13 protein-coding genes and 1 pseudogene are annotated in these 23,331 nt (G+C 50.2%); 6 read left to right on the top strand and 8 right to left on the bottom strand.

Going from position 1 to position 23,331, the window contains the following annotated elements:
• Positions 1–50 precede the first annotated feature (50 nt).
• Both P5704_025900 and P5704_025895 read left to right on the top strand, forming a co-directional pair.
• On the top strand, positions 51–1,544 hold the full coding sequence (locus P5704_025900; GenBank protein WOF81332.1) for a DNA primase: 1,494 nt from the start codon (positions 51–53) through the stop codon (positions 1,542–1,544).
• A 20-nt stretch (positions 1,545–1,564) separates the two neighbouring features.
• Complete coding sequence (locus P5704_025895; GenBank protein ID WOF81331.1) at positions 1,565–3,760, top strand: ankyrin repeat domain-containing protein; 2,196 nt, start codon at positions 1,565–1,567, stop codon at positions 3,758–3,760.
• Here P5704_025895 and P5704_025890 read toward each other — a convergent pair whose 3' ends face one another.
• From P5704_025890 to P5704_025875, 4 genes are all read right to left on the bottom strand, one after another.
• Positions 3,761–4,519 (bottom strand): hypothetical protein, encoded by a 759-nt coding sequence (locus P5704_025890; GenBank protein ID WOF81330.1) that lies wholly within the window; start codon positions 4,517–4,519, stop codon positions 3,761–3,763. It lies immediately after the preceding gene.
• Between the two features lie 14 nt (positions 4,520–4,533).
• Entirely contained in the window at positions 4,534–5,316 is a 783-nt protein-coding gene (locus P5704_025885; GenBank protein WOF81329.1) for a guanylate kinase, read from the bottom strand.
• Between the two features lie 9 nt (positions 5,317–5,325).
• A complete protein-coding gene (locus P5704_025880; protein WOF81328.1) occupies positions 5,326–7,416 on the bottom strand; it encodes a DHHA1 domain-containing protein in 2,091 nt (696 codons plus the stop codon).
• A gap of 537 nt (positions 7,417–7,953) precedes the next feature.
• Positions 7,954–9,198 carry a transposase gene (locus P5704_025875; protein ID WOF82219.1) on the bottom strand — a complete coding sequence of 415 codons (1,245 nt, stop codon included), beginning with the start codon at positions 9,196–9,198 and terminating at the stop codon, positions 7,954–7,956.
• Positions 9,199–9,219: 21 nt separating this feature from the next.
• Here P5704_025875 and tnpA point away from each other — a divergent pair, with 21 nt between their 5' ends.
• Both tnpA and P5704_025865 read left to right on the top strand, forming a co-directional pair.
• Positions 9,220–9,636, top strand: coding sequence for an IS200/IS605 family transposase (gene tnpA, locus P5704_025870; GenBank protein ID WOF82218.1), 417 nt, complete (start codon positions 9,220–9,222; stop codon positions 9,634–9,636).
• Between the two features lie 2,805 nt (positions 9,637–12,441).
• On the top strand, positions 12,442–13,518 hold the full coding sequence (locus tag P5704_025865; GenBank protein ID WOF82217.1) for a plasmid replication protein: 1,077 nt from the start codon (positions 12,442–12,444) through the stop codon (positions 13,516–13,518).
• Between the two features lie 48 nt (positions 13,519–13,566).
• On the opposite strand, the pseudogene P5704_025860 reads toward P5704_025865, so the two are convergent.
• Positions 13,567–16,206: pseudogene (locus P5704_025860) on the bottom strand (ribonucleoside-diphosphate reductase subunit alpha).
• 150 nt (positions 16,207–16,356) lie between these two features.
• The gene (locus tag P5704_025855; protein WOF82216.1) at positions 16,357–16,962 is read right to left on the bottom strand and encodes a hypothetical protein; all 606 of its coding nucleotides are present in this window, start codon (positions 16,960–16,962) and stop codon (positions 16,357–16,359) included.
• Between the two features lie 77 nt (positions 16,963–17,039).
• Between P5704_025855 and P5704_025850 the strand changes: the two genes are divergently transcribed.
• Positions 17,040–19,385 carry an AAA family ATPase gene (locus tag P5704_025850; GenBank protein ID WOF82215.1) on the top strand — a complete coding sequence of 782 codons (2,346 nt, stop codon included), beginning with the start codon at positions 17,040–17,042 and terminating at the stop codon, positions 19,383–19,385.
• A 27-nt stretch (positions 19,386–19,412) separates the two neighbouring features.
• Here the strand turns inward: P5704_025850 and P5704_025845 are convergent, their stop codons facing one another.
• Positions 19,413–19,742, bottom strand: coding sequence for a hypothetical protein (locus P5704_025845; protein WOF82214.1), 330 nt, complete (start codon positions 19,740–19,742; stop codon positions 19,413–19,415).
• Positions 19,743–19,783: 41 nt separating this feature from the next.
• Positions 19,784–21,169, bottom strand: coding sequence for a hypothetical protein (locus P5704_025840; protein ID WOF82213.1), 1,386 nt, complete (start codon positions 21,167–21,169; stop codon positions 19,784–19,786).
• A gap of 79 nt (positions 21,170–21,248) precedes the next feature.
• Between P5704_025840 and P5704_025835 the strand changes: the two genes are divergently transcribed.
• Positions 21,249–23,294, top strand: coding sequence for an ATP-dependent DNA helicase RecQ (locus P5704_025835; protein ID WOF82212.1), 2,046 nt, complete (start codon positions 21,249–21,251; stop codon positions 23,292–23,294).
• Positions 23,295–23,331: the final 37 nt, after the last annotated feature.

Here is a 23,331-nt window from a genome sequence, read left to right as displayed (position 1 = left end):
TGAACACGCTACCTTTACTATGGAAACATAGGTAGGAAAAATAAATCACCATGACCATGCCAAACGATTTTCTTTACATTGTTGATCTGAATAATGCCCGCGATGTCGATGTCGAGCGAGGCATCTCAGAGCCCTCATGGGAGGACTTCAGGGACTCCCTGATGACTCATCAGGTTCGGCGCTTCAAAGACGGCCCCGCCTTCATTCCTGTAATGATGAAGCCCGAGCATGAGTGGGTTTTGCAAAAAGCGAAGAAGGCCGACATCTGGCACTACCGTTTCGACGTCAACATTGAGGCGATTACCTCGCTTGTCATTGACATCGACAAGCCGGGCGCGCTTGAGGCCTCTGAGCAAATTTTCGAGGGATATGAGTACGTGGTGTACTCAACCCACAACTTCACGCCGGAAACGCCATGGAAATACCGCATGATTGTGCGGCTGGCTGAGCCCATTGCGGTTGAGGATTGGCCAACGTGCTTCGACGCGCTTAAATCGCGTATCGAGCTTGATCCGTCGTGCCGCAACCCCTCTCGGTGCTATTACTACCCGAGTCACTCGGTTGATGCACACATCTCCCCTCGCGCATTCTACAGATCTGGGCGAGCCATTAGCGCTGAAGAAATTATTGCGCTGGGAACCGCCGAGGTCAGGTCAAGTCTTTCACCGCTGAAAATGCGCACGATAGGGACACTCCCTGTTAAAAATGTCAGGGCAAGGCGTCATTTTTCGGGAAAAGTGGTGGCTCATTACGACAAGCTTCCTACAGTCATGTCTTTTGATCGCAAAGATTATGAGCAGCGTCATGCGCGTTCCATCGCGGATTACGCAAAAGATGACTCAAGGCATAACCTCGCGCTTTCCATAACGTCACGCGAATATTACATGTTAGGGCCTCGCGTGGATGTCAGATCCATGCTGCTGTTTCTCTACCAGGTAGCTGCTCAAGGAAGCAAACCCCTTGAAGCCGGTAATACGGTTGAGGAGCTGCCTGACATGTTGCTTAGCGCCATGCAGAAGTACGCACCAGAAGCCACTGAAAAGCTTATCAATGACTACGGTGATCGGGCCGTGACCTGGCTGATAGACGAAGTGGATTGGGCGCAGAAAAACTATCAGCATATGCATCAGCGCAACCTGACAAAGCCAGAGGAATCACCTGCCGAGACCTCTTACCAAGCCTATCGTGCAGCACACCGCGTGGCACTGAAGGAGTATGTCAAAAATGGAGACGCCCGCGCATTATTCATTAAATTCACCCTGGCTGAGTTAAAGGCTGATCAGCCTAATTATCAAGATTTGGCCAAGGCGCTTATTCGCTTTTGCAAAGGCTACCTTTCTAATATCGCCAATAAACCGGAGGCAGCAGTTTTAAATGAATTAAGCGGCCAGATCAGAGATTTTACCGATCTAATCAAATCTGGCGATGGTATTTTGAGCGAAATTGATGCTGAAAAGAGAGTTTTCATGAGGTCGGCTCTACTTGTAGAGCTTACTAAAGAAAAAAAGAAAATACAGTCTAACGATTTTCCACCTAGCCCCTAATTGAAAGCTATATAAAAACAATGAATATGACCGCTAATACGCCTAGCACTATAGTCACAACACCGCAGGTGATTGCGAATGATGAATCATCTGCCGTTGCGCATGCGCTGCCCGCCGAATCGGCCTGGCAACATTTTTTTTCAGAGAATTTCTCATCCGAAAAAGTGTTACCAAGCCTGGATCTTATGGTCGATACGTTGGACTCATATGTTCCATCCATTGGGGGGTCGCCAATAAGCTTGATTGCCAAGAATGCAACAGGCGAACAAATGGCGCTTGGAACAAGAATCTTCGGCTTGGCGGTAGCGAAGCGCTCGATGTCAGCTTTCAAAAAGGGGTCTCTTGCCAAAATGGCTTTGGCAGAGGGTAATGATCAGGGTGCGCTCGATGCAGCCATCGAAGATCCTCGCATTGCCTCAGTGATGCGTGATGAAAATGGGGTTACCCTTTTGCTTGAGGCCATGATCAGTGGAAATCTTGGCATGATTCACGAACTGACCAAGAAGCGGCAAGGGGCTTCGCTGGTTGATCCTTACCGCATTGATAGCCGGGATAACACCGCGCTTATCAACTACCTGCGCCTAACCGATGTGATTAGAATCGATGTACTGGATGCTTTTTCTAATGGGCTTCTGAATTCTAGAAGTCTGCTAAGCGAAGAAGCGCTTACCTATATGCGCCTTATCTCTCACAGCAACAGCTTTGGCAAAAACGCTGCACATATTGTTGCCTACCGGTTGAGTGGGCGAATGGGCAACAACACTGAAGCCAATCTTGTTGACGCATTCAAGTGGCTAAGTGCGCGGATGGATATCAACACACCAGACGCACAAGACAGAACAGCCTTAATGGATGTTTGCAAACTCGGCAATACGCATGTGCTGAATGAAATGGTTCATCTGGGGGCAGACATTTCATGGATCAGCGGCAAGGGCGTCTCAGCATTAAGCTCTGCCGTTTATCACAACAACCATCATGTGGTTCATGAGCTTTTCAAGATTGATGAGGAAAAGGTCGTTCAATCCATAGATGCCATGACTGAAGAGAGAATCGGCGAAAACCTGAGCATTCCGCTGCTTGCTGCCAGGCTCGGTTGCTGGGAATCACTTTATGCCTACCTTGAGCACTGCAAAAAAGGCATGGACGCCAGTTCTTCGCAAAAAGACAATCACACCGCGTTAATTTACGCGGTCAAGGCAAATGATGATAAGGCCGTGGATCTTTTGATCAACAATGGCTGCGCAATCAATCAGAAAAATGATCACGGCATGACGGCTATGCACTATGTTGCTCATCATTTTGATAACAAACCAGGTGTTTCATCTAAGATATTTTATGCACTTCTAGATGGTGGCGCTTCATTGGAAGAAGCGGATTTGAGTGGGCAGACACCTCTTGACATAGTGCTTAACAACGGAAAATTTACTACATCGAATGACTTTTTTTACATGATTAACGTCAGCCAGATTGCAAACTGGTGTTTTTCGGGCGACCAGGTCATTACCAAAAAATACGTCGACTCCTCACCCTACGCAGTAATGGCTTGCTCTGGAATCATTAACAAGCTGCACCCACTTGTTGGTAATGCACCTCTTTGGGCGGAGGAACACACCAAGAGCACGATGGAGACAAACAAAAAGGACATCAAGCAGGGATATCATGAGCTAAAGAATATCATCTTCTCAACGAGTGCGCTTGGATATGGGATGATGCATGCTATTGAGAAAGCGGATCACCCAAAGCTAAACCAAATCATGGCCCTATTGCCAAGCGACTATCATCTTCCAGCAATAGGATTGACTGCTTTTGTGGCAGCACTTATCTCATCAACAAATGGCGGCTCCGATTTTTCCCAGGTCAAAAACATAGGGCTGGCTGCCAAGCATTTTGCCAGAATGATTGATAATAAGCTGCTAATGCCAATGACTTCTTCATTCAAAAAAGCGAAGGGACATGACAAACATCTTATTGGGCGTGTATACAAGCTATGCAGTGCCGTGAAAGATTATTGCATAAAGATTCAGGCTGCCTGCGGCGCCTTTAAGCGCGTTCTTCAGCAGAAGAATCATTCACCAAGGACAGCAGTTGAGATGATTGGCCAGATGGATGACAAACAGGTGTTGGATATTGCAAAACTCAGCAGGCAGGAGTTTAGCAAGATACAGGCTGAAGCGCGGCTGAAGGTTCGCGAAAATACCGAGACGACTACGCCCTAACTAGGGCTGTAGTCCTTCGTGACTGGCTTTTGGAGTTGGCTTTTTCTGACTATGCTCCAAATGCCTGCACATCATAACAAGCTCTTTCTTTTTATCAGGCTCTATATCGAGATCCATGCAAAATTGCCTAAGCGTAGATAGTGACTCACCATGCAGCTTCCCCGGCAGATAGAGCATAATCAAATCAGTTACGAGCATGTCGGCCATGTCATTCATGAGCCATTTCTCATTGTGCAAAGCGATAGAATTGAAGGCTTTTAGCAAAGACGGCAACGGAATGCCCTGCAACATGGCCTGAATGTCATTTTGGCACTTCTCCCGACCAACCTCCATTTTTACCAACAGGAAAAATTCTGGAGGGTAAAGCCCAACGCTTACAGACACGCCTCCAATTTCTTTATTTTGAATCGGTATTGCCCGATTAAACATCTCTGGGTCGACCAGTGATCCAATTTTATTGTCATAGAAAAGTTCGACATTCATTTTGCTCGACTTGCACACGAGCATTTTTTGCTCCATTCGCGTAGACAACTCAATAGTTTCAATCAGTAAATCCACATCAGAGAAATTTTTTCTGAATCCAGTCGCATGGAGTGAGGCACCACCAATCAACAGCATGTTAATGTTTTTTATGGAACTTCCCGTGGCATGGCCAGCAACATGCTCCATAGCCTCGCTTAACGCAAGATTAATATCACCAAGGTTTTGCTCCTGGTGTCCACTGGCTAAGGCAATAGCTTTTTGATATGGAGTGTTCATATTTAAGGCTCTTATTATTTTAGTTCAAAGCAAGTTTCTGCCTTGTTGCTGCGTTGCGTCATTTTTCTTAAGAATGAGTTAAGCGACGAATTACCTTGTGCGACATCTGCGATGTGAATCGATAACTGATGCGGATCCATGCACTCAGGGATGGTGACTTCATTATTTAGACGACAATTTGCCTTACTCTGGATTTGTCGCTCTCCATAATGAAGTGATTCGAGCTCATTGACTTGCTTTATCAAATTGTCGCCTTGATGCAGGTCTGTCATTAGCTTGTCCCAAGGCCAGGCCCACGACCATGATCGCTCAATAGTCAGGATTGTATGAAGGCGTTTGGCTTCGCCGAGGTAATCAACAGGTTTATTGAGTGATAGTTGTTTATCAATTCGATTAAAGAATCTGTGGAATATTGTTAGCATGTCGGTACACACGAAGCCGGACATGAAGTTATAACCCTTGTCTTTGGCAACCTGGTACATTGCCTGAACCCCTATGGGCTCTAATACAATGACGGGCGACTTACCTTCCGCCAAAATATTTTCAACCTCAAACGCCGGCACCCCATACGCTGCATGATGACTGCGCACGTGCTCAAGCAGCACACCCTCAGCGACGTACTTGTTGAACTCATCGTCATTTACAAAGTAATAATCAACACCATGAATCTCGCCTGGTCTCATTGGCCGGGTAGTGACACTGACCGCCTCTTTAAAGCCTTCTCTGGATGACATGGCTTTCGCTAGTGTGCTTTTACCACTCGTGCTCATGCCTGTCAGTGTAATAATTAGACTCATGGCGTTATCTCAAAATGGAGAAGGATCATCATTAGTCGCAGCCTTATGGCGGCGACCTGCTTCACGAATTGCAGCTAGAGCGCTCTGTAAATCGTCACGAACCTTTGAAACTGGGTTGTCATGCTTGAGTTTGGATAAACCATCAACTCGCGCAGGCGCTACTTCGCTCACCTTATCGGTAACAGTAAGCAATTGTGCAGCTTCGATTGTCCCTGGCTCTGGGGTCTTTTCTGGTTGGGCCGTTTGTTTATCTGCTTTAAGCTCAAGCATATCCAGAGGAGTCTGAACATCTCGAAGCATTAATTGCAACGTCTCTCGGCCACGGTATTCATTGATGTCAAGAGTAAAGGCGCCCTCAAAAAAGTCGCCTACAGGCAGGACACCATCATTGATTACGTTAAAGGCCACCGCTTCAAATACCTGATCAGGCGCGCCTTCCATGGTGACAAAGAATTTGGCGTGCTTTTCTTTCATAATCCTCGGCTCTTTCACGCTATGGAACCGTGCGTGAAAATTTGGCTCTGGAAAGTGCTGCCCCCAGGGGCCAAGCTTTCTTAATTCTTTGGCCAGATCAATCGAGATGTTTCTGGGGTCGAGATTCATGATATCCACCACGATGGTGCCAAGCATCTGTGCTTCGGTGATCTCTTTTTCCACCTCGTGGTTGAACAGCTCCACGAAACGCTCAAGGTTCTTGTATTTCAGCGAAAGCCCGGCAGCCATCGCATGACCACCAAATTTGGTCAGGATGTCAGGATGCAGCTTGCTGATGTGGTCGAGCACATGCTTAAGGTGAATGCCTTCGATAGAGCGCGCACTTCCTTTGACCTCTTTTTCCTGAAGCTCAGCTTCGCATGCCTGTATCAGATCATCATGGGCATTTGTGTTTATCAAATGCTGAAGCTCCTGGCGCTTTTCTTTCGCGCCACCGGAATCGGTCATGCAGATGATGGGTCTATTCAGGCGCTCCTTGACGCGTGCGGCAACGATCCCAACGACGCCGGGGTGCCACGATGGATCAAAAAGAACAACACCCTTCTTTTGATTGAGGCTGTTGGACTCAATGTCGATGACCGCATCAAATACATGCCCCGCCTCAATATCTCGGCGCTGCTGGTTGAGATCGTCAAGTCGCTTAGCCATGGTCTCGGCGAACAGAACATCCTCAGTCAATAAGCACTGGATGCCAAGTGTCATGTCCTCAAGGCGCCCAGCCGCATTGATGCGAGGCCCAAGGCTAAACCCCATGTCGCTGGAAGTGACCTTGGATGGGTCGCGTTTTGCGACCTCCAGGATGGCCTTGATTCCAGGCCTAGCATGACCCATTCGAATGCGATTGAGTCCGGCCTCAACAAGGATTCTATTGTTCTTGTCCAACGGAACGACATCGGCGACCGTACCGAGCGCTACCAGATCAAGCAACGTACCAATGTTGGGCTGCTTGATGCCCATGACATCGAAATAGTCGGTTTCCCTGAGGTGGGCTCGGAGCGCCATGATCACATAGAACATCACGCCACAGCCCGCTAGGTTCTTGCTCGGGAAAGGGCAGCCTGGCTGATTGGGGTTTACGATGGCGCACGCTTCTGGAAGCCCCTTGTCACTGGCAAGATGATGGTCGGTAATTAACAGATCGCAAGGTCGCTCAAGCTTGTTGACGGCAGCGGCGCCATCGAGGCTTGCAATCCCATTATCTACCGTCACGATAATATCGGGCTCAAGCTCGGCTGCAAGACTCACAATCGGAGGCGTTAGACCATATCCATGAATTACTCGGTCAGGAATCAAAAAATGGACATCCTTTGCCCCCATCATCTTAAGACCCGCAACAGCAATGGATGTCGATGTTGCGCCATCACAGTCGAAATCGCCAATAATCACGAAACGCGAACCCTTGCGTAGATGACCCTCAAGCACGATGCATGCTTGTTTCATGTTCGCCATTGAAAATGGCTCGATGAGCTGACTTAGTGAGTACTCCATGTCAGCCATTGACGCAATGCCTCGGTTCTGGAGAACGCGGTTGATCACGGGATGAGGGTGTACCTCGTGCGTGCTCGCAGGTGTTCGCTCAATGATTGGCTTGGTTTGCTTCTGCATGTCAATTTCCTAGGTATAAATCCATTATTCAGGAAACCGACACGACGGCACAAGCCCGATTTCCTGGCAATCTGTCAATTAGATCATAACGTATAGTCCATCGCAAATCATGCTGCGTATGACGGAATGCTGCACGATGCGGGCCAGGGCCGAACTTCTAGCGAGTACCAGCTTGATTGCCTAAAATTCGAACAGCCTCCTCACAGCTATCGCCAGCGAACATCAGCGATGCCTCTTGTTTGCTCATGCAGCATTCCCCCTCATAATGAGATCGTGCAGCAATCCATCATATCTGGAGAAATGCCAGGTGCTTGCTCGATTGAGTGTGTTCAGTTTCAGCCAATCTGATGGACTCAGCATCAGGCACACGGTCTCTCTCGTTGATCCCTATGGTTACCGCCACCCCGTGCAATGTTCCGTCATCATTTGTGGCTGTTTATGGATGCTGTCGTGCAACGTTCCGTCATCCGTCTGATATGCCTGAGTGATTCTCCTTGACATCCTCCCCGGCATAAATGCCGAGGATTCCCTACGGTGTCACTTGACAGATGCCAAGTGCTCACTTCGATGGGTTCCTGCTGCTGATGGCCCTACTGCACCATTCACTTCACAGGCGATCCGGCCATAGCCCTGGCCTTTGAGCGAGTTCAATCCGCGCTCACGGATGTTCTTGGCAGCGACCAGGTCGGCATTCTCGGTGTGGGCGCAGGCCACACACAGAAACACCGCCTGGCTTAGCCGATTTTCAGCACTGACATAGCCGCAGCAGGGGCAGGTGCGACTGGTGTTTTGCGGCGATACTGCTATCGCGTCACCCCCGCACCAGGCCGACTTGTACTCCAACTGGCGACGAAACTCACCAAAGCCTTGATCCAGAATAGACCTGTTCAAACCAGCTTTGGCGCGAACCTGTCGGCCCGGAGACTCTGGCGTACCCTTGGCGGAACGACTCATGTTGCTCACTTGCAAGTCTTCCAGACACAACAGCGCGTGGCTTTGGCTGATGCTGTGTGAGGCTTTATGCAAGAAGTCGTTGCGCGCATTGGCGATTTGGTGGTGGATCTTCTGGACGCGTGCCTTGGCTCGCTTCCAGTTGCTGCTGAATTTAACTTTATGACTTAATTGGCGCTGCGCCCTAGCCAATCTAACCTGATGGCGCTTAAAGCTGTGCAGCGGCGCAATCACCTTTTCCTGCTGGCCATCCCATAGGGTCGCGAAGCGGACAACCCCCAGGTCAATGCCAACTGCTGTAGCAGCCGGGTGGCGTACGATGTCCACTTCCCGCTCAGTCTGAAATGAAACATGCCAGCGACCGGCCTTCAGGCTGATCGTGGTGTTTTTGATCTCGCCCAGTACAGTGCGACTGGCGCGATACTTCATCCAACCGAGCTTGGGCAAAAAAACTCGACCCTTTGCCTGATCGAGCTTTACACCCTGCGGGTAGCGAAAGCTGTCCGAAAAACCCTTCTTTTTGAATTGAGGAAATTGAGCCCGTTGCGCGAAGAAATTCTGATAAGCCGCTTCCAGGTTTTTTAGCGACTGCTGAAGCACCTGTGAGTGAGGCTCTTTTAGCCATGGTGTCTCAGGATCTGTTTTCCACGCGGTCAATGCCTTGCACATGTCCGCATAGGAGAGCTTCTTGCCATTGCTCTTGTGGTGCTCTTGTTGCAGGCTCAAGCCGCGATTGAACACATATCGAGAAGCCCCGGCAAACTGGCGCATTAAGCGCTGCTGGGCACCGTCCGGACAAAGTTCGAATTTAAAGGCTTGCAGTCTTCTCATCGTCTTATTATGATTAGGTCTATGGATAAAGTCAATGACATCAGGCGAGGCAGGCACTGCATTTTTAACATTCATGTGCATTTGGTCTTCGTCACAAAATACCGCCGGGATGTATTTGATCAGGCTACCATTACACGGCTGCGTGAGCTGTTCGCGAAGATCTGCGAGGACTTTGGCGCAACGCTGGAAGAACTTAATGGCGAGAGGGATTACGTTCACCTGCTGGTGACCTATCCGCCCAAGATTTCCGTTTACTCGTTGGTCAATAGCCTTAAGGGCGCTTCCAGCCGTGTCTTGCGCAGCGAGCGGCCTGATATTGCCAGGCATTACTACCAGGGTCGGCTGTGGTCACCCAGCTATTTTGCCGCGTCCTGTGGTGGGGCACCGCTGGCGGAGATTAAACAGTACATTGAAAGCCAGGCGTTGCCAAAAAGCTGAATCGCTACGCGATTGGCACCTTATATCCCCGCCATCAATGACGGGGCTTTACGGTGCCTTTTGGTAATATGCCAGGCACGCATGCTTACAAGCTCCAATTCATCAGATTGCTTGGCCGTGCAATGCTCCGTCATCTCTAAATCAGTCAATCGTGCATCGTTATGCCATTGACGAAGCTATCCGCCCGCACAATGCACCGCCATCCCCATATTAGATGCTCGTGCAGCGTTCTACCATCCGCCCAACCACCTGCCCGTGCAGCGCTCCTCTATCCACCCAGCCACCTTTCCGTGCAGCGTTCCGCCATCTATCAAGCCACCTTTCCGTGCAGCGTTCCGCCATCCACCCAGTCACCTGGTCGTGCAGCTCTCCTCTATCCACCCAGCCACCTGGCCGTGCAGCTCTCCTCTATCCACCCAGCCATCTGCCGTGCAACGTTCCGCCATCCACCCAGCCACCTGGCCGTGCAGCTCTCCTCTATCCACCCAGCCATCTGCCGTGCAACGTTCCGCCATCCACCCAGCCACCTGCCCGTGCAGCGCTCCGCTATCCACCCAACCATCTGCCGTGCAACGTTCCGCCATCTATCAGGCCACCTGCCCGTGCAACGTTCCGCCATCTATCAGGCCACCTGCCCGTGCAACGTTCCGCCATCTACCAAACCATCTGGTCGTGCAGCGCTCCGCTATTCACCCAGCCATATGCCGTGCAACGTTCCGCCATCTATCCTGCCACCTGCCCGTGCAGCGTTCCGCCATCTACCAAACCATCTGGTCGTGCAGCGCTCCTCCATCCACCAAGGCATCTGCCGTGCAGCGTTCCGCCATCCACGAGGCCGTTATCCCGTGCAGCGTTCCGTAATCTATGGATCGATCTGCTTGTGCAACGCTCCCTTGTCATCAGGCCAGATGCTTGTGCAACATTCCGTCATCCAACTGGTTGCTTACCCGTGCAGCGCTCCGTCAACTACCATCCTGAGCTACATACGGGCTTATGCAGGCATTCCATGATGCTCTGGAGGCTTCCTTGCCGTGCAATGTTCCGCCATCCTTACATGAAACACCAATCAGCGCGTCGGAACACTTAGATCGTGATCTCCTGGAGTGCTTTCTAATCTACCTGGGTATCCCACCTGTGCACTGAACCGTCATACTTTCTGGCCGCCAGCCCCCTAATGCTCTTCCGTCTACTGCATCTCACTCAGTTTCTCGCTCTGCGATGTGCCCTAATTATCAGCTGTTCTGTGTCTCGACATGCTCCTGGCTGAGCGCACGTGCAATACTCCGTCATCTCTAGCAGTCCGCTCGTGCAGTGCTCCGCCATCTAAAGCCCGCTAAATCGTACTGGCCAGTAGTAAACCTGTGCAGCGCTCCACCCTGTATTGCCTACCGAATTAGGCAGCAAATCATCGGGCATGGGTCGTGCAACGATCCGTCATGTTCTTTACCTGCTGCTACTAAATTCTGCTGATGCCTGCCAATGACCGACCTTTCTCTTGAGAGACGCATCATGATCCGGTTATGACGCCCGGCATTCCTAGAGCTTTGGCGGTTGGCAGCTTCTTGATTCTGTTATCGGCACAATCCTTGATATGGCTACCCGTGCACCATTCCATCATACGAATATGGCCTTAGCCGTGCAGAAGTCCGTCATAGGTCGATGACAATTGGGTACGCATCTTCCACGCCATCTGGGTGCTGGCCCATAAGGCGTGCAAGGATCCGTTATACTTCAATGACATGGATCCCATCTCCAGAAAACAGGGTGAAGGCAGAAATGAGGCGCTAGCCGTGCAATGCTCCATCATATTGGGGTTCATTCATCCTATCTTTGAAGGCGTTCAGTAATCCGAAAACGATAACGCCAGGCAAAAGAAAGCTCCAAATAGCCAACATGGCCACTACCTGCAAGGATTTATCAGAGAGAATGTCCGTGGCTGTTTTGAGAGCAAATTTTCAGATGGGCGCAGGGAACCTGTGCAGGTTAGCTATTCCAAAGGGTCTTCTAAGCCTGGACGGTTACGGCGTAGCCGTGCAGCACTCCGTCAATGTGCCCATGTCAGACACCCAGCCTCTCTTCGTCTCCGAAAGGATGCTCGTGCAGTATTCCACCATATGCATCACCGGATCCGCTCCATTAGCTTTTCGAGTAACGCTGGTGTGTATTCCAGCGCCGCATAGGCCTGGAAACGGCAATTCATGCCATGCGTGCAGCATTCCATTATGTTTGAGCCATGCCTTTATTCATCCGGAATCGACCAAGAGGCAGGTATCGCTGTGGATAAATCACGGAAAATATGTTGGTCTGCTGCACGCCAATATGGTGGACGGCTGCACGACACCTGAAGTCGTCATGCTCCTAAGATAATTTTTGAATGAATTCGGCCTCTGTTATGCCAAGAAAGTCGTTTTTATAGGATGGAATGCTGCACGGCTCCCAAAATCATATAGCGGAACGCTGCACGCGATCCCTGGAATTCAGAGGGTTTTGTGTATAAATCTGTGGATATGCTGTTGGTAATGTTATCCACATGGTGGAGTGCTGCACGGAGAGTTAGCGGAACGCTGCACGCAGATATGGCGGTCTGTTGCACGGGTAAAATCGATGAAACCCCCATGGAATAAGGGCTGCAAGCCAGTCGCCTTGCCACTAACCTGCTCTTAATCTTTTCTCAATCATTTAATCTGTTTGTAATCATTTAATGAAGGGTCAAAAAATGATCAGCTGTCCGTGCAAGAAGGTTGGCGATCTTGCACGGGTGGTGTTAGCCTTACCTCCCACTCAACAACGACAGGAAGCGATGAGGTGGACGACTTAGATCCAACCGAAAACTCTCTGCAAGGCACGGCCATCAGCGTGGATGGAGGGTCGATCTCACGGGATCGGTACAAGAATTCACCGAACCAAATGCCCCTGGATCTTTTCGAGCTTGAGAATTCTCAGTATTCCAACACCATCGACCTGTACGATGCGTTGCCAAAGTACACGCACTCTGACAAACGCCGAACGACAGATCTTGCCTCAGCTGAGACGACGAGATACTGTCGAATCGCGAATGTTGATTACAAGGTGATCATACGGCCTGCAATCATCAAGGATGACAAGGGTGACAATGTCCTGATCTACCCAGGCACGCGAGAGGATGTCGTTGAATCGGTTCTTCGCAAGTTGGCCGTTGAGGGGCAATCGAGAATTGTAAGTGATGAGGTCGGAGTGACTTTCTCTCTGTACCAGGTTCACAAGGAGCTGAAAAAGCGCAAGCACGGCTATTCAATTCAAGAGATCAAGGAAGCCATCATGGTGTGCAGAGGCGCTTCCCTTGAGTGCTATACCGCAGACGGTGAAACGGTTATCGCCTCAAGCTTCTTTCCCACCGTAGCATTGCGTACGCGAAAAGACTGGTTAAAAAATCCCACAGGAAGTCACTGTGTCGTTGTTTTCAACCCACTGGTTACACGCTCGATCCAGCAATTGACATTCCGTCCCTACAATTACGTAGTGAACATGTCGATGAATTCACCCTTGGCCAGATTCCTTCACAAGAAGATGAGCCATAACTACAAGCAGGCCAGCACTGACAATCCATACAGCATTATGCTGGTAAGCTTCCTCAAGGGCAGTGAGCGCGGGCTTTCACCAAGGATGCCTGAAAACGTCAGAGCCATGAAGAATGCGCTTGACCACCTGGTCAAGCACAAGATCATCGATCATTACAACGTTGAGAAAATCGTAGAGGGTCAGGCGACCATCGACGTCAAGTACGAGATATTCCCTCACGCCGATTTCATTCGTGATGTGATAGCCGCAAACAGAACCCAGAAGCAAAACAACATCAAGGCATTAAGACACTCTGTCACAGGTGATGACCGACGCGGAAAATGAAAAACCCCAGGCCAGGTGCCTGGGGTTTTCATATGTCACGCTCTACTGGGCTGATACCGCATTCAGCTTTCCAGTCGTAATCGTGGATTTTTCCGTACTGGTAGCGGCAAGAGCGCGAAGATAATAGGTCGTCTTCAAGCCCTTGAACCAAGCCATCCGGTAGGTGAGATCGAGTTTTTTGCCCGACGCTCCTGCCACATAGAGGTTTAATGACTGCGCCTGATCGATCCACTTCTGGCGCCGACTCGCTGCCTCAATGATCCAGCGCGCCTCAACCTCAAACGCAGTCGCATAGAGCGCCTTGAGCTCTGCCGGAATACGCTCGATCTGCTGGACAGACCCATCGAAGTATTTCAGGTCATTGACCATCGCCTGATCCCATAGGCCGCGCGCCTTAAGGTCACGCACCAGATAGGGGTTAACGACGGTAAACTCACCGGACAGGTTCGATTTGACGTACAGATTCTGGTACGTAGGCTCAATTGATTGCGTAACGCCCGTGATGTTTGAAATCGTTGCCGTAGGAGCAATGGCCATGATGTTCGAGTTACGAATGCCTTTCTTGACCCTCTCGCGAAGAGGAGTCCAATCAAGTGTCGAGCTCTCATCCATGTCCAGATATTGAGCACCGCGCTGCTCTCGCAGGTTGGCAATTGAATCGAGAGGCAGAATACCGTTCGACCACAAAGATCCTTCGAATGTCGAGTAGCTGCCGCGCTCATCCGCAAGCTCGCAGGAGGCTTCAATTGCATAGTAGCTGAGAAGCTCCATTGAGCTGTCAGCGAATTGAACAGCCGCTTCCGATCCATAGGGTATGCCCTGGGCATACAGAGCGTCCTGGAAGCCCATGAGGCCAAGACCTACTGGACGGTGGCGATAGTTGGAGGTTGCAGCCGCCTCTACCGCGTAGAAGTTGATGTCAATGACGTTGTCGAGCATGCGAACGGCGGTGCGTACCGTGGCCTTCAGCTTTTGCGCATCAAGCTTGCCATCAACAATGTGCTGAGGCAGGTTCACGCTACCCAGGTTGCATACGGCAATTTCATCCTTGCTTGTGTTGAGCGTGATCTCTGTGCACAGGTTGGAGCTATGCACAACGCCGACATGTTGCTGAGGGCTGCGCAGATTGCACGGATCCTTGAAGGTGAGCCAAGGATGGCCTGTCTCAAAGAGCATGGAGATCATTTTGCGCCAAAGATCTTTTGCAGCGATCTTTTTGGACAAGCGGATGGTGCCTGCATCAGCCATTGCTTCGTAATGCTTATAGCGATCTTCGAATGCGATACCTGTCAGGTCATGCAGATCAGGAACATCGGAGGGTGAGAACAACGTCCACTGCTCATCACGGGCAACCCGCTTCATGAAAAGATCCGGAATCCAGTTGGCCGTATTCATGTCGTGAGTGCGTCGGCGATCATCACCCGTGTTTTTGCGAAGATCCAGGAATTCCTCGATGTCCATGTGCCAGGTTTCAAGATAGGCACAGACTGCCCCTTTGCGCTTACCACCCTGGTTGACGGCTACCGCAGTGTCATTAACGACCTTGAGGAACGGAACAACACCCTGACTTTTGCCATTGGTGCCCTTGATGTAGGATCCGAGTGCCCGAACCGGTGTCCAGTCATTGCCCAAGCCACCAGCAAATTTGCTGAGCATCGCGTTGTCATGAATGGCGCCGTAAATTCCCGAAAGATCGTCGGGCACTGTAGTCAGGTAGCACGAAGACAGCTGAGGACGTCGCGTGCCGGAGTTGAACAGTGTTGGCGTTGATGCCATGTAGTCAAACGATGACAGCAATGCGTAGAAATCGCACGCGGCCTTGGTAGGCTGCTGCTCGTAAATGGAGACGCCCATTGCCACACGCATGAAGAACACCTGTGGGCGCTCATAGCGAACCCCTTCGTCATGAAGGAAGTAGCGGTCATACAGGGTCTGTAGGCCCAGATAGGTGAACTGGTTATCACGCTCCGGGGAAATTGCGCCAGCAAGCACGTCAAGGTCAAAACGGCCATCAAGCAGTCTTTCATCTAGCTGCTCAATCTTCACACCATGCTTAAGCGCTGCGACGAGATCTTGGCCATATGCATCCTCAGGCGCAATATTGAGCAGAGCCCTGGATTCATCACGAAGATCGTATGACAGCAGGCGCGCCGCGACGAACGAGTAATCTGGTTCATGCTCAATTAGGGTTCGGGTGGTGATGCGCAGCGCTTCCTTAACTTCGCGTAGCGTGACGCCCGCATACAGATTGCGTAGCGACTCACGCGCGATCTTTTCTACCGAGACTGTGGAAAGGCCTTCACAGGCATCTTCAAGCAGCTGACTGAGAAAGCTCACGGTGATCTGCTGTGTCTGGCCAGTCGCATTGACCATGGAGATGGAGGCATCCTCTTTCTGGCGCTCCTTTGCACGCTCTTCACGATAGAGAACATAGCTGCGGGCAACCTTTTGCTCGCCATTGACCATGAGCGCACGCTCTACGCGATCCTGGATGCTCTCCACATGAATGCTGTCGAGGTTTGTCAGCTCGTGGGTCAGGTCTTTGATCAGTGCAGCAACAAGCAGATTGATGCGGGTCGATTGCTTGGCTACATCGCCCTCAACAGCACAGAAAGCCTTGAGCATGGCTTGCTCGATTTTTTGGGGATCATACGCAGCAGCGCTCCCATTACGCTTAATAACAGTCAACATAACGTTACGGTATCCTACAGAAGTGAAACCCCGATGCGGGATCGGGGCGGTCAGAAGTCATGGCAGGCAATTGCCTTACCTTCAAGCTACCACAGGCGGTTGCAGGGCTGTCAATTTACACCAATGAGAAATTTTTCGCTAGCCTTCTCAAAGGCCTTTCATCATGAAATAAAATGGCACCCAAATGCCAATTTCATCCTGTTGGGCCTCGGATTCTGCGGCTTTGAGATGGGGGTAGATGTCTCGCGGAGCTTCCTTTGGGTTATCAGATAGCGTTACATACCCTTTTGAGAGGAGGTCTTGCTGAAGGCTTCTACCGCTTTCTGGCGTCACAACGCAAAAGGCAACGTTTCTGCCTGAATAACGACCCGTGCAGCGGACGTAAGCGAGCTTTTTCGAGCCCATCATGTTCAAATCATTTTCAACCTTATTGATAAAATCATCTTTGGCAAGAGACTTTCCCTTGTTGTAGTCGTATCGGATGCCTGCCAAGCTAATTGGGATGACGAGGGGATCCACGCGATGCAATATACTTTGCATGTGCTGAACCATTGATGTGGCCGCTGCATAGCCCTTCTCATCTTCAGGCATCGGTAGTGCCCAATATTCCAAGCCTTCAGACCTCATCAATATCTCAGCAGCAAAAACGTATTCTTTATCAAATGGAAGCCATGCGTCCTGGTTGGTTGCATGCGCCAGAAAGGGTGCTGCTGAGAGTAATAGCACACCAGCAATAAATAGTTCTTTAAGCATCTCGTGTTACCCATATAGAATAAATATATCTTATTTGAATTTTGCGTTTAATGCAGAATTTTTTTGGAAAGAGCAGTATGCGTAGCACAAGCTATCAAGTGCCTGATTTCGAAACGCTCAAGCAATATGCAGAGCATCACTATGAGCACGTCTTCACGCCGACAAAGCTTATCAGCGGAAATCAGTACCTTGCAGAACCAGCCCCTATTCCTGAACACATTCCCCTGGAGATCGTGCAGGCGTTTGAGAGCAGGCGCGTCGGCGTCATTGCTTCAGGTGAAAATGTAAAGCTTGAATTGGGCAAGCCAGTTATCTGCCTTTTCAAGCTGCTAGCGCTCAAGGAGGGTGCAAACAAGCGATGGGTTGCAATTGAAAGTGCCTTGCCTGCACAAGATTTCGCCGTGTCCAGTATCATAGAAAAAACACTTGAAAGCTGGCGATTCAAGTTCGTCGAGAAGAAAATGAAAGAACTCTACAGTGAGTTTGGCGAGTTTTCGATGATGGTGCTATCACACAACACAGAAGCCGCCCAGAAAATTTTGCAGCTCTCTGATATGCAGATGCTTCGACTGAAAAATGAATGGGAAAACATCAGAAAGTACTGGCACGAAATGCGCGTTCTTCTGCGTTTTGGAATCGACGTGAGAAACACGCACATGATTATTGACGCCTATCGCAGTGGTGAGTCTTCTGGAATGAACCGACATCCTTACCGCATCGTTCAGAAAATGCAGCTTGAAAGTTCTGTGCAGGATAAGTTTTTCAGGGCGATGGGGGTTCTTGATGCTGCTTCTGAAAATCTTGAAGCAAATATGCGCGACTACCTGGATGCCAGGGTCGGGCGTGACGGGGCAACCGCCATATCACTTGAAACAGCGGCTTATGAGACCAGCGTGTCCCTCAAGGTTAAAATGGAAAAGGTGGAGACCACCATTCACGACATGATCCTGCATAACCGGGCTGATTACAGGTTTATCGGCAATATGCCATCAATTTCGCTCGGCAAGTCTGTCAGAAACGATCTTAGCGTAGGTGCAAATCTTGCCTTACGAATTGTGCCAATGCCGAATGCCCCGGATTACAAAAATTACCGTGGCGATATCAAGCAAGATGGAACCTATATCGAGCTCAACCAAGAACAAAAAACGGCAATTTACCTAGCTCTCTCGAACAAGACATCGATCATTACGGGTGGGCCAGGAACCGGCAAAACAACAACCGCGAAAACACTGATCCGCGAAATTCGAGCAATCACTCCCAGGGGGCGTGTGATTCTCGCTGCACCTACGGGAAAAGCGGCAAGGAGAATGGCAGAAGTAACGGGTTTGCCCTGCATGACCATGCATAGAATGCTGGGAATGGCACCAGGTACATCTTCAATGCTTACCAGTTTTGGTGAAAATGACACGCTGATAATTGATGAGATGTCCATGGTTGATCAGCACCTGTTCGCGAATGCCGTTCGCCACATAGGATCAAGAGGGCGTCTCGTTATTCTGGGAGATGCTGACCAACTTGCCTCGGTAGATTCTGGAGATGTTCTTCTTGATCTGATCCTTAGTCGTCGCGTACCTGTTGCACGACTTACCGATGTGCAACGCCAGGCTGCGCTCAGTAATATTGTGACAGGAGCCTACAATATCTTGGCGGGTGAAATGCCGAAATTTGAAAAGGATTTGCATTTAATTAAGGCTGGCAGCTCGATGGAAATCATCGAGCGCGTCAAGGAGCTTGTATCAAAAATAATTCCGAATGAATACGGCATCTCGCTTGAGAACATTCAAATTCTTGGCGCTATGCGCAAGGGTGATGCAGGGATAAATGCATTGAACCGTGAGCTGAAGGGTATTTTTAATCCATCCTCACGTACAAATCTTGGGGTTTATCGTCAGCTGGGTTCTAACTACTATCATGTTGGCGATAGGGTTATGTATTTGCGCAACCGTTATGATCGTGATATTCAAAACGGCGAATGCGGTACAATCGTTGATTTTGATGAGCCTGCTCAAGAGCTTGTTTTGGATGTAGAAGGGAGAATGGTAAGGGTTCCCTATGCCAATTACCAGGATATTACATACGCCTGGGCGTCGACCGTTCACAAAAGTCAGGGCTCAGAATACCCCTGCGTTATCTTTGTACTGCCAAAAGAACACATTAAAAGGCTGACCAGGAACTTGATGTTTACGGCGCTTACCCGAGGCAAGTTTCATGTTTTCTTTGTGGGTGAAGAGCATGTTCTAGAAAAAGCGCTTAAAAACAACTTTGTCCCCAAAAGAAGAACGCATTTATCTTTCATGGTTGCCGAGGCGCATGACAAATCCAACCGCAGCGAGCTTTTTAGGAAAATGATAAGCGCGGCACCACGCAAAATCCCCACGCCCAGACGAGAGATTAAAGTAGAGGATATTGAGCCTCCGTTCTAAGAAAAAGCCCCACTGAGTGGGGCTTTCCTATAGGTCTGGATCCATAGCTCGCAACGGTTTGCGGTTTGAGCTTGGCCTTCTTGGCTGAACGTATGTATCTACTTTTTTTGGAACGGATTCCTTGCTTTTGTTTATCTCAATTTTTAGATTGACGACGTGCTGCTGTAGCTCATCAATTTCAGATACGTTCAAAGCATGGTTGACGATGATAAATATCAGGCTCAATAGCCCGATGATTCCTGCAATAACCAGTATCGTCAGACTTCCCTGGCTGCCATGATATGACAAACCAACTGCTAAAGCGCAATTGAGCAAGAGGATGGTTGCAAAGCCATTGGTAGCGATCTTTTTAATCATTATTGGTGACCGGTTGCCGGGGCGGGCCCCGGCTTTTTGTTTTAGATGATGCCCAGCGATTTCAAAGCCAAAGCTGCCGTCGCAGTCAGTGAGACACCGGTAAGAATGCCTACCATGATTTTCGCATGGGCATGGTTAGTGGCCAGGGCAAGGTTGAGTTCGTTCGCCTTGGTCAGGTCGGCGTGCAGCGAGCGCAGATGCTCTCGACCAACCTGGCGCATTTGCTGGAAACGACCACGCATTTCATGCAGTGCCCTGGATTGTTTGTCAGAGAGCATTGAAAGCTGTGCATGTGACTGTTCGAGCTGAGTTTTTTCATTGCGCACCATTGTCAGGCGCTCCTGAAGAACCGCAAACTCACTTGACCCAAGCTTGTCCTCGATGATGTCACGCATGCGCAATTCCAGATTGCCAACGTGGTTGTTCAGGCTTTCAATTTGCTGGCGAAGCTCACCATTCTCCTCACGCATCGCCTGAGCAATCTTCTGGGCGTCGGTAAGAGCTGAATTCATCTCAAGGAGCTGATTACGCAGCGCGACTTCGGCCATTCTGGCTTCTTCGAGTCGTGCTTCCATGTCGCGCAGCTGCTCTGAGGAAATCAGCTCGCCACGGTCGATTCGAATCTGTATTTCGTTGAATCGATTTTCGGCCAACATGCGCTTGTTGTCAGCCTCACGGATCCGCATCGACATGTCGCTTTCGCGCTGAGCCAGATTTTGATCAAATTCAGCTTTTAGACGATTGGCCTCGTCTCGCACACGCTCGCTAGCCTTGCGCTCGAAAATTTCCTGATTCATCGCCATTTCGCGTGTCATGCTGGCAATGCGTTCAGCGCTTTCTGTCATCAACTGCTTGTTCTGGTCGTGCAGGCCCGCAATTTCAGCCTGAGCATCGGTCAGTGAGCGCATCAATCCAGTGTTCTTGTCCTGAAGATCTTGCGTGCGCATCTGCGCTTCGCGTTGCACGCTCGCAACCTGGTCTTGAAGTGCGCGCTGCTTGGCGCCGTGGAACTCGGCAACATCAACAGGCTTGCGCCCCAGGATGAAGGTAGCGTCCTCTACAAGTGCATTGATTTCCTTGTAGTCGCGCTCCTGAATCGAGTACTTCTGACGGTTTACCAGGGCGAGTAGTTTGGTGGAGAAATCCTTCCACTCAAGCCCCAGGCCAAATTCAGACTCGCCACGAGACACCAGCTCCTTGAGGGTGGTATGCCCCACCTGAGCCGCGTTGCTGCTCATGGCGATGGACACATCCTCGGCCAGCACGGATTCGGAAACCGGCAGGCCCGCGAACGAGAGCACTTGCTGGGTCTGAAGATCCCATGACAACATGGAAAGAGAGCGACGAACACCGTCCAGCTCAATCTTTGCTTGGGAATTGATCTTGTGTGAAGTGAGTGAAACAACTGAATTGCTCTGAGTATCCATCGAAGGCTCCATGACTATGAATGACGCTGCGTAATGTATATAATGCGGAACGCTGGTTTGTCAATACAAGGCTATCAAAATGAAAGATAACGTGAATATTTTGCTGCCGACCCTGAAGTCGGTATTTGGTTTTGATAGCCTGCGTGATGCACAAAAACCTATCGTCGAATCGGTCATGGATGGGCATGACATCCTGGCTATCTTGAAAACGTCGGGAGGCAAGAGCCTTTGCTTCCAGCTGCCCGCCGTGCATCGGGGCGGACTCACACTTGTTATCAGCCCCCTGATCTCTCTGATGAAAGATCAGGTTGACGCACTTGAGGCAAAAGGCATTCCTGCCGCCTATGTGAACTCGAACCTTGAGTCGCAGGATATGCAGCTGCGCTACAGGCGCCTTGCTGAGGGCGGCTATCGACTGTTCTACGTTGCGCCAGAGCGCTTTCAGGACTCGGGCTTCATTCAGGCGCTGATGACATCAGGCATTCATACCATAGCGATTGACGAGGCTCACTGCGCCTCTCAATGGGGTCATGACTTCAGGCCTCACTATGCCAAGATTGGCAAATCCATCGAAACCATTGAAACCAGTCTGGGCAAGCGGTTGCAGCGAGTAGCCTTCACAGCCACAGCCACAGCCCTTGTGCAGGAAGATATCTGCAAGATCCTCGGACTGCGTGATCCTGTGGTTCATCAGCAGGGCTTTGACCGCGAAAATCTGACCTACTCGGTTATTCCTAGTGGCAAGCATCGTGATCAGGACATTGAGGCGTTTCTGGGTGAGCATCCCGATGATTGCACGATCATTTACTGCGTTACGGTAAAAAGAGTCGAACAGCTGTGTGCCTACCTCAAAAGCGCTGGGTTGCCAGTAGATCGTTATCACGGGAAATTGTCACCCGAGGAAAAAGATCGGGTTCAGGATGATTTCATTCAGGGAAATACACGCATACTTATTTCAACCAGTGCTTTTGGCATGGGTGTTGATAAATCAGACATCCGCCTTGTGCTGCATGCGCAAATGCCTGGATCCCTGGAGGCCTGGTATCAGGAAGCTGGGCGCGCAGGAAGGGACGGTGAGCCGTCAAAAGCGGTCTTGTTTTATGATTCTAATGATCGGGGCATTCATCGCTTCTTCATCGAAATGGGAGTCCCCCCTTCTGAAACGATGAAAGGGATTCGCTTGTTTTTGCTACAGCAGTTAATGTCCGGGCCACAATTTATTGACGTTAATTGGATGGCCAAGGTCTCGCGGGCCAAGATAACCCCACATCAGGTGCAGGCCGCACTCAACCTGCTGGTGGGTCAGGGAGAGCTCATCAAGCGTGAGGACAGTGTCTATGCAATAGGTGACTGGATGCCTGATGCCGATTACTCATGGGTTGACGACATCAGGCGAAATAACTGGCAGAAAGTCAATGCCATGCAGCAATGGTGTGAAACAACCCTATGCAGACGCTGGACAGTTCTCAAGTATTTCGGAGACAAGTCCGCACATCATCGCTGCGGCACCTGTGACACCTGTTTGTCAGAGGCACTTTCAAAATCAAAAGTGGCAGGGAAACTACCCTATGTCCGTCCGATCACCCTGATGAACTTCGCACGCGCGATCAGCAGTGTAGGCCCTCGGTGGAAAGTGGTTCTGCTTGGCACCATCCCTTCGACACAGCTGAGCAAGGGAGAAGAGCCCTGGTATGCTCGATTTGCGCATTATGCACTGGGAGACCTAGAGCGATGGCTAAAGCGACTGATAGAGATGGGGTTGCTGGATAAACAGCACTCAGTTACGGATCGTGGAGACCTATGGCTTGAAGGCAAGCTGATTGATCAGAAACTGGATGATGCGCTATGCAAGAGCACGGAGGAATCCAAGCCAAAAGGTAGTGCTCATGGCCTTCCCATAGAGTGTCTGCATAAATGGAGAAAGGCAGCTGCCTATATGCATGATACGTCCGAGATGTCGATTGCGACGGAAGCCTTTCTGCGAAAGATTCATGCAGCCAATTCATTCGAGTCCGATGATCTGGAGCTTGCTGGCGTACCAAAGCAATGGATCAAGCAATACGGAAAGAGTCTGAATGAGTACGTTGAAAAATACGGTCGTAAATTAGACGGACTTGCTGTATGAAAATTTTCAAATGGGGTCTTTAGGAAAAAGCCCCATT

Origin of the sequence: Pseudomonas sp. FeN3W (assembly GCA_030263805.2) — a bacterium.
In the GTDB taxonomy this organism is placed as follows: Bacteria; Pseudomonadota; Gammaproteobacteria; order Pseudomonadales; family Pseudomonadaceae; genus Stutzerimonas; species Stutzerimonas stutzeri_G.
The sequence above is the reverse complement of the archived record's forward strand: the minus strand, read 5'-3'. Positions and strand labels throughout refer to the sequence as shown.

Excerpts from the sequence above, each read along its gene's own strand:
- P5704_025900 (WOF81332.1), top strand. The coding sequence starts at position 51 with ATGACCATGCCAAACGATTTTCTTTACATTGTTGATCTGAATAATGCC.
- P5704_025895 (WOF81331.1), top strand. The coding sequence starts at position 1,565 with ATGAATATGACCGCTAATACGCCTAGCACTATAGTCACAACACCGCAG.
- P5704_025890 (WOF81330.1), bottom strand. The coding sequence starts at position 4,519 with ATGAACACTCCATATCAAAAAGCTATTGCCTTAGCCAGTGGACACCAG.
- P5704_025885 (WOF81329.1), bottom strand. The coding sequence starts at position 5,316 with ATGAGTCTAATTATTACACTGACAGGCATGAGCACGAGTGGTAAAAGC.
- P5704_025880 (WOF81328.1), bottom strand. The coding sequence starts at position 7,416 with ATGCAGAAGCAAACCAAGCCAATCATTGAGCGAACACCTGCGAGCACG.
- P5704_025875 (WOF82219.1), bottom strand. The coding sequence starts at position 9,198 with ATGAGAAGACTGCAAGCCTTTAAATTCGAACTTTGTCCGGACGGTGCC.
- tnpA (WOF82218.1), top strand. The coding sequence starts at position 9,220 with ATGGATAAAGTCAATGACATCAGGCGAGGCAGGCACTGCATTTTTAAC.
- P5704_025855 (WOF82216.1), bottom strand. The coding sequence starts at position 16,962 with ATGCTTAAAGAACTATTTATTGCTGGTGTGCTATTACTCTCAGCAGCA.
- P5704_025850 (WOF82215.1), top strand. The coding sequence starts at position 17,040 with ATGCGTAGCACAAGCTATCAAGTGCCTGATTTCGAAACGCTCAAGCAA.
- P5704_025845 (WOF82214.1), bottom strand. The coding sequence starts at position 19,742 with ATGATTAAAAAGATCGCTACCAATGGCTTTGCAACCATCCTCTTGCTC.
- P5704_025840 (WOF82213.1), bottom strand. The coding sequence starts at position 21,169 with ATGGATACTCAGAGCAATTCAGTTGTTTCACTCACTTCACACAAGATC.
- P5704_025835 (WOF82212.1), top strand. The coding sequence starts at position 21,249 with ATGAAAGATAACGTGAATATTTTGCTGCCGACCCTGAAGTCGGTATTT.